This is a genomic window from Brachybacterium rhamnosum, assembly GCF_039526185.1.
Lineage (GTDB): Bacteria > Actinomycetota > Actinomycetes > Actinomycetales > Dermabacteraceae > Brachybacterium > Brachybacterium rhamnosum.
On sequence record NZ_BAAAIS010000003.1, the window covers coordinates 636,118 to 649,927 of the forward strand.

10 protein-coding genes are annotated in these 13,810 nt (G+C 73.2%); 3 read left to right on the forward strand and 7 right to left on the reverse strand.

Annotated features, from left to right (window positions below; translation table 11 throughout):
* Positions 1-29: 29 nt before the first annotated feature.
* From ABD080_RS13010 to ABD080_RS13040, 7 genes are read right to left on the reverse strand one after another with little or no spacing between them, the layout of a single operon-like run.
* Positions 30-1,256 (reverse strand): cysteine desulfurase family protein, encoded by a 1,227-nt coding sequence (locus tag ABD080_RS13010; protein WP_343905446.1) that lies wholly within the window; start codon positions 1,254-1,256, stop codon positions 30-32.
* Positions 1,250-2,230 (reverse strand): hypothetical protein, encoded by a 981-nt coding sequence (locus ABD080_RS13015; RefSeq protein ID WP_240811080.1) that lies wholly within the window; start codon positions 2,228-2,230, stop codon positions 1,250-1,252. The genes ABD080_RS13010 and ABD080_RS13015 overlap by 7 nt, the downstream gene beginning before the upstream one ends.
* On the reverse strand, positions 2,227-3,231 hold the full coding sequence (locus tag ABD080_RS13020; protein ID WP_343905449.1) for a vWA domain-containing protein: 1,005 nt from the start codon (positions 3,229-3,231) through the stop codon (positions 2,227-2,229). The genes ABD080_RS13015 and ABD080_RS13020 overlap by 4 nt, the downstream gene beginning before the upstream one ends.
* The gene (locus tag ABD080_RS13025; RefSeq protein WP_343905451.1) at positions 3,228-4,250 is read right to left on the reverse strand and encodes a vWA domain-containing protein; all 1,023 of its coding nucleotides are present in this window, start codon (positions 4,248-4,250) and stop codon (positions 3,228-3,230) included. The genes ABD080_RS13020 and ABD080_RS13025 overlap by 4 nt, the downstream gene beginning before the upstream one ends.
* Positions 4,241-4,753, reverse strand: coding sequence for a hypothetical protein (locus tag ABD080_RS13030; RefSeq protein WP_343905453.1), 513 nt, complete (start codon positions 4,751-4,753; stop codon positions 4,241-4,243). The genes ABD080_RS13025 and ABD080_RS13030 overlap by 10 nt, the downstream gene beginning before the upstream one ends.
* Entirely contained in the window at positions 4,740-5,636 is an 897-nt protein-coding gene (locus tag ABD080_RS13035) for a DUF58 domain-containing protein (RefSeq protein ID WP_137770503.1), read from the reverse strand. Before ABD080_RS13035 ends, ABD080_RS13030 begins: the two co-directional genes overlap by 14 nt.
* Positions 5,637-5,671: 35 nt before the next feature.
* The gene (locus ABD080_RS13040; protein ID WP_137770502.1) at positions 5,672-6,814 is read right to left on the reverse strand and encodes an AAA family ATPase; all 1,143 of its coding nucleotides are present in this window, start codon (positions 6,812-6,814) and stop codon (positions 5,672-5,674) included.
* A 231-nt stretch (positions 6,815-7,045) separates the two neighbouring features.
* Between ABD080_RS13040 and glgX the strand changes: the two genes are divergently transcribed.
* From glgX to glgB, 3 genes are all read left to right on the forward strand, one after another.
* Positions 7,046-9,268 carry a glycogen debranching protein GlgX gene (gene glgX / locus ABD080_RS13045; RefSeq protein WP_343905455.1) on the forward strand — a complete coding sequence of 741 codons (2,223 nt, stop codon included), beginning with the start codon at positions 7,046-7,048 and terminating at the stop codon, positions 9,266-9,268.
* Between the two features lie 187 nt (positions 9,269-9,455).
* A complete protein-coding gene (locus tag ABD080_RS13050) occupies positions 9,456-11,492 on the forward strand; it encodes an alpha-1,4-glucan--maltose-1-phosphate maltosyltransferase (protein WP_343906103.1) in 2,037 nt (678 codons plus the stop codon).
* Positions 11,482-13,734: a 1,4-alpha-glucan branching protein GlgB gene (gene glgB, locus ABD080_RS13055; protein WP_343905457.1), complete on the forward strand. Its 2,253-nt coding sequence runs from the start codon at positions 11,482-11,484 to the stop codon at positions 13,732-13,734. The genes ABD080_RS13050 and glgB overlap by 11 nt, the downstream gene beginning before the upstream one ends.
* Positions 13,735-13,810 lie beyond the last annotated feature (76 nt).

Below are 13,810 nucleotides of genomic sequence, written 5' to 3' on the forward strand. Positions count from 1 at the left end.
GAGGCGTGAGATGCGTCCAGCGTCCCGGCTCAGCGGGCGAGGGCCCCCACGGCCCGTGCGCGCCGCAGCGACTCCGGCAGCGCCGCGAGCAGCAGGTCGACGTCCTCCGCGGTGCTCGTCCACCCCAGCGAGAGCCGGAGCGCCCCGCGCGAGCGGGCCGCGTCCATGCCCATCGCCGCGAGGACGGGGCTGTGCTGGGTGACACCTGCGGAGCACGCGGACCCCGCGGAGCTGTCCACCCCGCGCTCGTCGAGCAGGAACAGCAGCGCGTCCGAGTCCGCCCCGGGGAAGACCACGTGCACGATGTGCCCGGACTGCGGGGAGTCCTCGGGGAGGGTGAAGCGGGCCTCCGGGTCGATCCGGGCGATCCCCTCCCGCATCCGCGCCGCGAGCTCCCGCAGGCGGCCCGCCTGCTCGGCCCGCTCCGCGAGCACCTCCCGCAGCGCCGCGGCGAAGGCCGCCGCGTGCGGCCCGTCGAGCGTGCCCGAGCGCACGCCGCGCTGCTGGCCGCCGCCGGTCGAGAGCGCGGCGAAGGGCACCTCGGGCCGGGCGACGAGCACGCCGACCCCCACCGGGGCGCCGATCTTGTGCCCGGTCAGCGACATGAGGTCGAGGTCCTCGAGGGCGGGGAGGTCGACGTGGCCGAGCGCCTGCACGGCGTCGGTGTGCACGAGGGTGCCGTGGCGACGGGCCGCGGCGGCGAGGGCGGCGACGTCCTGCCGCGCCCCGGTCTCGTTGTTCACGAGCGCCGCGCTGAGGACGCCGACGGCGCCGTCGGCGAGCACCTGCTCGACCGCCCCGGCGTCCAGCAGCCCCGCGGCGTCCACGGCGAGCTCGCGCGCCTCGATCGTCGGGGCGAGGGAGCGCGCGGTCGCGAGCACAGCGGGGTGGTCGGTCGCGCAGACGGCGACCGCGGTGCGGGCGGGGTCCTGCGCGAGCACGCCGAGCGGGGCGGCCCGCAGAGCGAGGTTGTCCGCCTCGGTGCCCCCGGAGGTCATGATCAGCCAGCTGCGCGGCACCCCGAGCAGCTCGCCGATCTCCTCGAGGGCGTCGTCGAGCACCGTCCGGGCGGCACGGCCCGAGGCGTGCATCGCGGAGGGGTTGCCGCGCACGGCCGCCGCGCGCAGGTACGCCTCGGCCGCGGCCGGCCGCAGGACCGTCGTCGCCGCATGGTCGAGGTAGGCGCGACGCGGCGCGCTCTCCTCAGGATCGGGCACAGCGGGATCGGGCGCGGCGGGATCGAGGGCGCTCACCATGGCTGAGACGGGTCCTCGTCGGTGCCGCCCTCGGTCTCCTCGCCCTCGCCGCCCTGGGCGTCGCGGTTGCGCTGCTCGAGCTCGTCGCCCTTGTCCGGGTCCTCCGTGGGGCCCTCGGTCGTGGCCTCCTCGGTGGGGCCGTCGCCCTCGGGGTCCTCGTGCTTCGGGGTGCCGGGGTCCATCGGCTCACCGCCCCCGGGGTCGGTGCTCTCGGAGCCGTCCTCACCGCGCGCGTCGGGGTCCTTGCCGGCCTGCTCGTCCGCCTCGCGACGCTTCTCCTTGATGCGCTCGCCGTTCTCGCCGGTGGTGCCCTCGTCCTCGTTCCCGGTGCCGCCGCCTCCGCCGCCGCCCTGGCCCTCGCCCTCACCCTCGCCGCCTCCGCCGCCGCCCGCGCACGGGGCGAGCAGCTCCTCGGCCTCGTACAGACGATCCGCCTTCTGGGTGGGATCGGTGAGCTCGTCGGCCTGGTTCTCGATGGAGATCGCGAGATTGTTGAGGATCTTGCACTGGGCGTGGGCCGGCTGGTTGAGGTCCGTGCCCGCCTCCCACGCGGAGAGCGAGGCCCGCAGCTCCTCCTCGGCCTCCGCGTCCTTCCCCTGCCGCAGCAGGTCCGTGCCCTTGGTCAGGTGCGGGAGGTAGGGCTCGAAGCGGTTGACCACCCAGACCGGCGCGAGGCGCTCGATCGCGCCCTCGTAGTCGCCGTCGCCGTACGCGGACTGGTGGTACGCCTGCGTGATCGGCATCGACACGAACTTCACCGCGAGCAGGGACAGGAAGAGGATCGGCAGCGCGAGCACCGCGAAGACGATGATCCGGGTGCGGCGCAGCCGGCGCCGGTTCAGCCCGAAGTCCGCCGGGCGGCCTCCCGCGTCCTGGTGCAGCGGGTCCCCCTCAGGCCGTCCGGACGGGCCCGACGACGGGGCCGACGGGGTCGCCGGGGTCGACGAGGGCTGATCCTGCACGGGTGCGCTCATCGCGAGGCTCCTTCGAGGTCGTGCCGGTCGAGCTTGCGGGGCAGGCGATAGGTCATCTCGCCGAGCTCCCAGATCATCAGGGCGGCGAGAGGGATCGCCGCGATCCAGTACCAGTCGCGGAAGTTCGTCGTCTCGCGGGTGGACTCGATCGGCACCGGGCGCAGCGTCACGCCGTCCATGGTGCCCTCGATCGGCTCGTCCGGCGAGGTCCGGTGCAGATAGGGCACGCCCATCTGCCCGGCGATCGTCTGCAGCTGCTTCTCGTCGATCTTCGACAGGCCCTGCTGGCCCGAGCCGTCGGTGATGTAGTCCCCGTCGTGGGCCCCGCCCTGCGCCCTCATCGGCCCGCCCTCGGCGGTGCCGTAGCCGAGCACGCCGCCGCCGTCCACGAATCCGGCGACGGCGGAGTACGGCTGGGTCTCCTTGCCGTCGGTGTTCTCCCCGTCGGAGAGCACGTAGACGAGCACCGAGGAGTCCGGGTCCTCCCGCTGGGTCTCGGTGACCGCGGTGGTCAGCGCCTGCAGCGGCCGGTCCACGTTCGAGCCCTGCGAGTAGTCGGTGGGCTCGGTGGTGAGCGTGTCGATCCAGGCCTTCGCGGCGCCCGCGTCGGTCGTCAGCGGCAGCTGCTGGGTCGCGGTCGAGTCGAAGGCGATGATCGAGTAGCGCGCCCCCTCGGTCATGCCCATGATCCGGGTCATGTCGGCCTTGACGCCCTCGAGCCGCGGCTGGTCGCCGTCGGCCCCGTAGTCCTCGGCGTTCATCGATCCGGTGCGATCCACGACGAAGAACACGTTCGCGTCCATGCGCTGGGTCTGGCGGTCGTCGAGCGGCGTCACGGGGCGCAGGGCGACGACGAGCAGCAGCAGGACCATCAGGCAGCGCCGCAGCCAGGCCGTGCGCTGGCGCGGCCGCCGCACCAGCAGCACCACGCACAGCACGAGCATCGCGCCGAAAAGCGGGACCGCGGCCCACGGCGTGAGCAGGGGCTCGAGGCGGATCATCGCGACCTCCATCCGAGCGCGAGGACGGCCATCAGCGCGAGCAGCGTGAGCACGAACATCGGCCCGGGGTGGTCGCTGCGCACGAGCACCGGCTCCGCCCCCATCTCCTGGGCCTGGCTCTTCTGGATCTGCTGGATGATCGTCGGGATCGCCTGCGGGTCCGAGGACTGGTAGAGCTTCCCGTCATGGGACTCCGTCGCGCTGCGGAGCTCCTCGAGGCACTCGGGACCGCATTCGTAGGCGCCCGGGTAGAAGGTGAACAGCGAGATGTCCCGCGAGGTGACGGCGTCCGCCGCCTCGTCGAGCGTGAAGATCGACTCGCCGTTGACCTCGTTGTCCGTCGCGAAGATGATCGAGCGCGAGCGGTCCTCCTCCGCCTGGTCGAACAGCTGGGCGCACGAGGCGAGGCCGTCGGGCACGATCGAGGCCTGGTCCGCGACGCCGCGGGTCCCGTCGACGAAGTCGACGTACTGGCGCACCTTGTCCTCGGAGTAGTCGCGCTGGCGCAGGCGGTAGCCGAACTCGTCGAAGTCGATCGCCTCGGAGCCCTCGCGCAGCTGCTTCTCGATGAGGTCGTAGTCGTTGGTGAGCGGGAAGACCGTGCGGCTGGTCGAGTTGAAGATCGACAGCGCCACCCGCTCCCCGTCGAAGGAGTCCACGAGCTCAGCGAAGGTCGCGAGGATCTGGGTGTCGTACTCGTACATCGACCCGGAGACGTCCAGGCACAGCACGATGTCCCGCGAGGCGAAGGACGGCGTCTCCACGCGCTCGGAGGCCACCCGCCCGGAGAGCACCGAGGAGGAGAGCACACCGATCACGGTGACGCCGACGAGCGCCACCCGGAGCACGCCGGCGACCCGCTGGGCGCGCGTGAAGCTCGGGATGCGGTCCATGAATCGGCTGTTCGCGACCACCACCGGGGAGCGCCGCATCGCCCGGCGGTTCCAGAACGTGATCGCCCAGACCGCGATCGCGGCGAGCAGGAGCAGGAGGGTCACCCACCACAGGGTCATGACCATCGGCGCACCACCTCCCGGGCGCGGCGCACGGAGTCGCGCAGGGCGGTGTCCGAGGCGGCGGCGAAGTCCGGCTCGTAGAGCGCGGCGATCAGCTCGCCCACCTCGCGGGTGCGGGGGTCGGCGCGGAGCGTGCCGACATCCTGGCTCGTGACGTCGTGCCCCGTGGTGCGCCGCACGAAGCGGCGCATGATCGCGGTGAGCTCCTGGTGGCCCTCGCGGGTGTCGAGCTCCCCCGCCTCGTGGCGGTCGGCGAGGTCGTTGACCGCGCGCAGGAACTCCGCCTTCAGGGTGTCGACGTCCGTGGGCCGGGCCCGGTAGGCGATGCGCCGCTCGATGCCGCGGGTGATGCGCAGCGTGCCCACGATCAGCGCGGCCACGACGATCACGCACAGCGCCGCGAGGATCAGCCAGGCGACGGAGTACTGCGGCGGGTCGATGATCTCCGGCGGGGCGGGCTCGGCGAGCACGGTGCCCGCGGCGAGCAGGGGCTCAGGCACGGGCATGGCGGTACTCCCGGGAGCGGAGCATGGCGATCATGTCCTCGACGACGGTGGACTCCCCCTCGGTGATCACGTGCGTGAGGTGGAGGCGGTCGAGCATCTCGGTGATGCCCTCCTCACGGGCGCGGCGATAGTTCTCCACGTCCCGGCGCACGCGCTTCGAGGTGCGGGCGAGAGAGGTCAGGTCCCGCGGGTCCTCGATGTCCACCACGTCGTTCTCGAGCGCCTCCGCCTGCAGCGGGTCCGCGTCCCGGATCCGCACCACGAGCACGTCGTGGCGGGTCGTGAGACGGCGCAGCGAGGCGAAGTCCTCGACGGAGGGGTGCGCCTCGTCGGTGATGATCGTCATGAGGGTGGAGCGGCTGGTCACGCGGAAGGCGCGCTCGAGCAGCCAGGCGCTGTCCGGCGCCGGGGAGCTCGCCGTGGTGCCCTGCTGGATCGAGCGCAGCAGCAGCTCGAGATGTCCGTCGCTCGAGCGCGCGGGCAGCTGCATCGGCGAGCGCTCGGAGCCGCCGACGAGCCCCACGAGGTCACCGCTGCGCTGGGCGAGGAAGCAGATGAAGCCCGCGGCCATCACGGCGGCGTCGCGCTTGGAGGTGCCGTCCGCCGCGGTCGCGGACATGGCGGAGGAGGTGTCCGCGACGATCGAGAGGTGACGCACGCGCTCCTCGTTGAACTGGCGGATGAGGGGCTCGCCGGAGCGGGCCGTCGCCTTCCAGTCGATGTCGGAGATCTTGTCCCCGGGCTGGTAGTACTTCAGGTCGTCGAAGTCCTCGCCGCTGCCCTTGAACAGGGACCGGCCGCGGCCCTGGATCAGTCCCCGGGCGCGGTGGGAGGTGTGCAGGTCCACCCGGGCCTTGACCCGGGTGATCAGCGAGGTCGCCATGGCGTGACCTCCTTCCGCGTGCTCGTCGGCACCGATCAGGGCATCGGCACGGCGTGGAAGACCGCGTCGATGATCTGCTCGGGCTTGATGCCGCCGGCGAGGGCGTCGAAGGTCAGCACGAGGCGGTGGCGCAGCACGCCGTAGCGCATGGCGCGGACGTCGTCCGGGGTGACGTAGTCGCGGCCGTGGAGCAGGGCGTGCGCCTGGCCCACCCGCATCAGCGCGAGGGAGCCGCGGGGGCTCGCGCCCACCCGCACGGACTGCGTGAGGTTCGGGACGGGGCGGGGGCCGGAGCCGCGCGTGGTGAAGACGAGGTCGATGATGTAGCGCTTGACGGCCGGGTCGACGTGGACCTGGTCGACCTTCTCCTGGAGGAAGCGGATGTCCTCGAGGGAGACGGTGCCCACGCTCTCGCGGGGCCCGGTGAGGCTGCCCGCCGTCGAGCGGTCGAGGATCTCGTGCTCCTCGCCGGGACGCGGGTAGGTGAGCACCTCCTTCATGAGGAAGCGGTCCATCTGCGCCTCGGGGAGGACGTACGTGCCCTCCTCCTCGATCGGGTTCTGGGTCGCGAGCACCATGAACGGCTCGGGCAGGCGGTGGATCTCGCCGCCGATGGAGGTCTGCCGCTCCTGCATCGCCTCGAGCATCGCGGACTGCGTCTTCGCGCTCGAGCGGTTCACCTCGTCGAGCAGCACGACGTTCGCGTGCACGGGGCCCAGCTGGGTCGTGAAGGTGCTCGTGCCGTAGTTGAAGATCTGCGTGCCGATGATGTCGTTCGGCATGAGGTCGGGCGTGCACTGGATACGCGAGAAGGACCCCGAGATCGCGGAGGCGAGCGCCGAGGCGGCGGTCGTCTTGGCGAGGCCGGGCACGGACTCGAGCAGCACGTGGCCGCCCGCGGCGAGCGCGGTGAGCAGGGTCAGACGGAGGTTCTCCTGGCCCACGACGCGGGAGCCGAAGACCCGCGAGATGGTGCGCACGATCTCCGCGCTGCGCTCCATGTCACCCGGGGCGATCGCGGCGCCGCCCGGAGCGGCGAAGTCGCCGCTGCGGCGGGGACGACCGGTCGCCTGCGCGCCGGGCTGCGCGGGGGCGGGATGCCCGGACGCCTGGACCTGGGGTGACGGCTGGGGCGCGGCGCCGCGCGCGGCGGGCTGCGGGATGGGTGGCTGTGTCATGTGCTGCGTGTCCCCCGTCGGAGCGGCGTGCGCCTAGCGGTCTGCGGTCGTGGACGGACCGTGAGGTCCGCTGCGGTGCGGGTCCCGGCTCCCCCGGGCCGCGCCGGCGCCCGGCCCTCCCCGGAGCGGAGCGCGGGGCACCGGGCCGATCCTAGCCGCTGTGGTCCAGGTCGCGTCGCCGCGGCTCAGGCGCGGGGACGGCGGCCGGCCCCCGGGTGGGAGAATGCGCGGGTGCAGGCAGACCGATTCGACCGCGCGACCCCGCCGCTCGCGCCCACCTCCCCCGGGCTCGTCGTCGACGAGCTGGGTCGCGGGACCTTCGCCGTCGCCGCCCCCCGCGCGACCGCGGTGGACCTGTGCGTGCGCTCCTCCGGGGCGGAGCGGCGCCAGCGCCTGCGGCACTTCGACGGCGGCCTGCGCTGGGACCACGTGACCGGCATGCTGCCCGGCACCCAGTACGGCCTGAGGGTCGAGGGACCCTGGGACCCCGGCGCCGGGCTCTTTGGGAACCCGCGCCAGCTGCTGCTGGACCCCACGGCCCGCGGCATCTCGCACGCCTCGCCGCTGCTGAGCTCCTTCTTCCCCTTCGAGGTGGACTCGATGCTGGAGGCCGTCGGCCCCGCCGCCGAGCCCAGCCCCGTGGACTCGGGCCCCGAGGCCGTGTGGTCCGTCGTCGTGCGGGACGACTTCGACTGGCAGGACGACCTGCGCCCGCTCGTGGACTGGGACGCGACCGTGCTCTACGAGCTCCACGTCAAGGGCTTCACCCGCCTCCACCCGGCGCTGCCGGCCCCGCTGCGCGGCACCTACGCGGGGCTCGGCCATCCCGCGATCACCGGCTACCTGCGCGAGCTCGGGGTCACCTCCGTCGAGCTGCTGCCGATCCACGCGGCGATGGACGAGCCGCACCTGACCCGCCTGGGCCTCACGAACTACTGGGGCTACTCCTCGCTCTCCTTCTTCGCGCCCGAGCCCTCGCTCGCGACCGCCGCCGCCCAGCGCGCCGGCGCGCAGGCGGTGCTCGACGAGGTGCGGACCATGATCCGCAGCCTCCACGCGGCAGGGCTCGAGGTCATCCTCGACGTCGTCTACAACCACACCGCGGAGGGCGGGGCGGAGGGCCCCTCGCTGTCCCTGCGGGGACTGGACAATCTCGCCTACTACGCGATGGACCACGGCTCCTTCCAGGACGTCACGGGCACCGGCGGCACCCTCGACGCGACCTCCGTGCACGTCGTGGACCTCGTGCTGGGCTCCCTGCGGTACTGGGTCCAGGAGATGCACGTGGACGGCTTCCGCTTCGACCTCGCCGCGACGCTCGGCCGGGACGCGGGCGGCTTCCGCCCCGATCATCCGCTGCTGCGCGCGATCGTCACCGACCCGGTGCTGCGCGGGGTGAAGCTCATCGCCGAGCCCTGGGACGTGGGCACCGGCGGCTGGCAGACGGGCGGCTTCCCGCCGCCCTTCGCCGAGTGGAACGACGCCTTCCGCGACGACGTGCGCTCCTTCTGGCTCTCCGACCGCGCCCACCGGGAGCGCTCCGGCGACCGGGCGGTCGGCGGGGTCCGGAATCTCGCGACCCGGCTCGCGGGATCGAGCGACCTCTTCACCGGCGGCGACCCCGAGCACCTGCCGCCCGGGCGCAGCCTCCGCTCCCCCTGGGCGTCCGTGAACTACGTGAGCGCCCACGACGGCTTCACCCTCCACGACCTCACGGCCTACGAGGAGAAGCACAACGAGGCCAACGGCGAGGAGAACCGGGACGGCACCGGGAACAACCGCTCCTGGAACCACGGCGTCGAGGGCGAGCCCGAGGACGGCGCCGCGCGGGAGTCCCTGCGCCGGGAGCGGCTGCGCACCCAGCGGGCGCTGCTCGCGACCCTGATCCTCGCCTCCGGCACCCCGATGATGACCGCCGGAGACGAGATCGCCCGCACCCAGCGCGGCAACAACAACGCCTACTGCCAGGACAACGAGATCTCGTGGCTGAGCTGGGACGTCGACGAGCTCGCCCGCGTCCAGCGGGAGGCCGTGCGACGGCTCCTGCAGCTGCGGGCGGCCCACCCCTCGCTGCGCACCCCTCACTTCCTCCAGCCCGCTCACGCCGAGGCCCTGGACCCGGGGCAGGTCGCCTGGTTCCGCGCCGACGGCGAGGGCATGACCCATGCCGACTGGATGGACCCCACCCGGCACCTGCTCGCCATGCTCCGGCCCGGGATCCCGGGCGAGCCCGGCACCGGGGAGGCGACCGAGCACCTGCTGATCGTCGTCTCCGCGGAGTCCGAGCCGGTGCCGCTGCACCTCCCCGGCGCGCCCTGGCCGCAGGGGGTCGCCCGAGTGCTCTTCGACAGCGATCTCGAGGACATGTCCTCCCTCCCCTCCGCTCCCCTGGCCCCGGGCTCCCGCCTGATCGCCCCCGGGAGCGTCCTCGTGGTCGGGATCGTGGAGCCCTGACCCCGGCGGGACGGCTAGGGTGAGCACCGTCACCGCGCCCGGGTGCGGGCGCGCGTCCGCGCAGTCAGGAGAGCTCGTGTCATCTTCGTCGTCCCCCCTGGACCGGACCCCGGCGACCACCGCTCCCACCGGGAGCGGGAGCCGCCCGCTGCAGCACGCCGCACCGTCCACCACCGCCGCCCCGGCCGTGGCAGCCACGGCGCCGGACCCGCTGGACGCCGGCGTCGGCCGGATCCCGATCATGGGCGTCACCCCCGTGGTCGACGGCGGTCGGTTCCCCGCCTCGTGCGTCGTCGGCGAGAGCGTCCGGATCACGGCGAACGCCTTCCGCGAGGGCCACGACGCGATGGGCGTGCAGGTGGTGCTCACGGACCCGCAGGGCGCCGAGACCGTGCGCCGCCTGCGCTCGACGAACCCCGGCCTGGACCTGTGGGAGACGCGCGTGGGCCCGGACTCCGCGGGTCACTGGTCCTTCCGGATCGAGGCCTTCTCCTCGCCGTACGACACCTGGGCCCACGTGGCGGAGGTGAAGATCCCCGCCGGCATCGACGAGCCGCTCGTGTGCGCCGAGGGCGTCGCCGTGCTGCGCGCCGCCCTCGCCGAGATCGCCGACGGCACCCGCCCCGCCGCTGACCGCCCCCTGCTCGAGGCCGCGATCGCGAGCCTCCAGGACTCCTCCCTCTCCCCCGCCGCGCGGGTGGCCCCGGCGCTCGCCGCGGACCTCCGCGGGGTGCTCGACGTGCGCCCGCTGCGCGAGGGGGTCACCGTCTCCGGCCCCCACGCGCTCGTCGTGCACCGCCCCCGCGCCCTGTTCGGCTCCTGGTACGAGATGTTCCCCCGCTCCGAGGGCGCGCGCTTCGACCCGGAGAGCGGCTGGGTCTCCGGCACGCTGCGCACCGCGGCCGACTCCCTGGACCGCGTCGCCGCGATGGGCTTCGACGTCGCCTACCTGACCCCGATCCACCCGATCGGCACCGCCTTCCGCAAGGGCCGCAACAACTCGCTGGACCCGCGGCCGGGCGATCCCGGCTCCCCCTACGCGATCGGCGCCGCGGAGGGCGGCCACGACGCGATCCACCCGGACCTCGGCACCATGGAGGACTTCGACGCCTTCGTCGCCCGTGCGAAGGAGCTCGACCTCGAGGTCGCCCTCGACGTGGCCCTGCAGTGCTCGCCGGACCATCCCTGGGTCACCGAGCACCCCGAGTGGTTCGTCGTGCGGCCGGACGGCTCGATCGCCTACGCCGAGAACCCGCCGAAGAAGTACCAGGACATCTACCCGCTGAGCTTCGACACGGACTACGAGGGCCTGTACGCGGCGATCCGCGACGTGCTCGAGCTCTGGGTCGAGCACGGCGTGACCCTGTTCCGGGTGGACAACCCGCACACGAAGCCCGTGCGCTTCTGGGAGCAGCTGCTCGCGGAGTTCGACGAGAAGCACCCCGAGGTCGTCTTCCTCGCCGAGGCGTTCACCCGCCCCACGATGATGCACACCCTGGGCAAGGTCGGCTTCCACCAGAGCTACACCTACTTCACCTGGCGCCACACCCCCGCCGAGCTCCAGGAGTACCTCGAGGAGCTCGTCGAGGCGGCCCCCTACATGCGCCCCAGCTTCTGGCCGACGACCCACGACATCCTCACCCCGTTCATGAGCTCCGGGGGCCGGGCGGCCTTCGCGCTGCGGGCGATCCTCGCCGCGACCCTCGTGCCCACCTGGGGCATCTACTCCGGCTACGAGCTCGTCGAGGACGTCCCCCGCCCGGGCGCGGAGGAGCAGATCGACAACGAGAAGTACGAGTACCGGCCGCGCGACTTCGCCGGGGCGCTCGCCCAGGGCACGAGCCTCGAGCCGCTGCTGGGCGACCTCAACCGGATCCGTCGCGAGCACCCGGCCCTGCAGACCCTCACCACGATCCGCTTCCACGAGGCGGAGGACGCGGACGTCGTCGTGTTCTCCAAGCACCTGCCGGCCGACGAGTCCCCCACCGGGCAGGCGGACACGGTGCTCGTCGCCTCGCTCACCGTGCACGACCGGGGCGCCTGGACCCGCCTCTCCCTGGACCTCGGCGCCCTCGACGTCGGCGCGTCCTTCGAGGTCGAGGACCTGCTCACCGGGGAGCGCTTCACCTGGGGCGAGGACCCCTTCGTCATCCTCGACCCGCACGACCGCCCCGCGCACGTGCTGCGCATCGTCCGACCCGAGGAGGACCCCCATGTCCGATGACGCGACCCCCGTCGTCCCCGCAGGCGCCGGACCCGCCGGTGACCGGACGACACCCGACGCCGGCCCCTCCCGGCTGCAGCTCGCGGTCCACGAGCTCGGCGCGGCGGCGACCGGCTCGTACCACGACCCGCATTCCGTGCTCGGGGCCCAGCCCTACGAGGGCGCCGTCACCGTCCGCGCCCTCAAGCCGCTCGCGCACGCGGTCGAGGTGGTGCTCGAGGACGGCACCTCCGTCCCCATGGAGCACGAGTACGACGGCATCTGGGTCGCGGTCGTCGACCGCCCCGAGATCGAGCGCTACCGTCTGCGCGTGACCTGGGCCGCCGGGGAGCCCGCGGTCGAGGTCGAGGACCCGTACCGCTTCCTGCCCACCCTCGGCGAGCTCGACCTGCACCTCATCCGGGAGGGCCGCCACGAGGAGCTGTGGCGCGCGCTCGGCGCGCACGTGCGCACCGTCGACGGCGTGCCGGGCACCTCCTTCGCGGTCTGGGCCCCCGGGGCAAGGGCCGTGCAGGTCATCGGCGCGTTCTCCGGCTGGGACGGCCGACAGACCGCCCTGCGCTCCCTCGGCGCCTCCGGCGTGTGGGAGATCTTCCTGCCCGGGATCGGCGCGGGAGAGGTCTACAAGTTCCGGATCCTCGGCGCCGACGGCACCTGGCGGGACAAGGCGGACCCGATGGCCCGCCGCGCCGAGGTCCCGCCCGCGACCGGCTCGATCGTCGCCGAGAGCGACTACGAGTGGACGGACGACGCCTGGCTCGCCCGGCGTGCGCAGCAGCAGCCCGTGAGCTCCCGCATGTCGATCTACGAGCTGCACCTGCCGAGCTGGCGACCGGGCCTCGGCTACACCGAGCTCGCGACGGAGCTCGTGGACTACGTGGTCGAGATGGGCTTCACGCACGTGGAGTTCATGCCGCTCGCCGAGCACCCCTTCGGCGGCTCCTGGGGATACCAGGTGACCGGCTACTACGCCCCCACCTCGCGGCTGGGCTCCCCGGACGAGCTGCGCGCGCTGATCGACGCCCTGCACGCGGCGGGGATCGGCGTGATCATGGACTGGGTGCCCGCCCACTTCCCCAAGGACGAGTGGGCCCTGGGCCGCTTCGACGGCACGCCCCTGTACGAGCACGCGGACCCGCGGCGCGGCGAGCACCCCGACTGGGGCACCTACGTGTTCGACGTGGGACGCCACGAGGTGCGCAACTTCCTCGTCGCCAACGCCTGCTACTGGCTCGAGGAGTTCCACGTCGACGGCCTGCGCGTGGACGCCGTCGCCTCGATGCTCTACCTGGACTACTCCCGCGAGGAGGGCCAGTGGGTGCCCAACGTCCACGGCGGGAGGGAGGACCTCGAGGCGATCGCCTTCCTCCAGGAGGCCAACGCGACCGCCTACAAGCGGGCCCCGGGCATCGTCATGATCGCCGAGGAGTCCACCTCGTTCCCCGGGGTCACGCGCCCCACGGACGCCGGCGGACTGGGCTTCGGCTTCAAGTGGAACATGGGCTGGATGCACGACACCCTCGAGTACCTCGGCGAGGACCCGGTGCACCGTCAGCACCACCACGGCGAGCTGACCTTCTCGATGGTCTACCAGTACTCCGAGAACTTCGTGCTGCCGATCTCCCACGACGAGGTCGTCCACGGCAAGGGCTCGCTGCTGCGCAAGGCGCCCGGCGACGACTGGCAGCAGGCCGCCTCGCTGCGCGTCTACCTGGCCCTGCAGTGGACCCATCCTGGCAAGCAGCTGCTGTTCATGGGCAGCGAGTTCGCCCAGGGCACCGAGTGGTCGGAGCAGGACGGCCTGCCCTGGTGGCTCGTCGAGTACCCGCTGCACCGCGGCGTCCAGCAGCTCGTGAAGGACCTCAACGCGCTGCAGGCGGAGCTCCCGGCCCTCCACGAGCTGGACCAGGACCCCGCGGGCTTCGAGTGGCTGATCGGGGACGACGCGGGCCACAACCTCGTGGCGTTCGTGCGCCGCGACGGCGCCGGGGACCCGGTCGTCGTGGTGCTGAGCTTCTCCCCCGAGCCGTGGCTGGACCTGCGGGTCCCGCTGCCCGAGGGCGGCACCTGGCTCGAGGTCCTCAACTCCGACGCGACCGTCTACGGCGGCAGCGGCGTGGGCAACCTCGGCCGCGTCCACGCCGAGACGGTGGCGGCGCACGGCCGGGAGCACTCCGTGCGGCTCGCGGTCCCGCCGCTCGGCGCCGTGGTCCTCGTGCCCGCACGGCTCCGCGAGGGCTGAGCGCGCCGCCTCCGATGCACGAGGGCCTGCCCGATCCGCGGATCGGGCAGGCCCTCGTGCGTGACCCGGCCGCCCG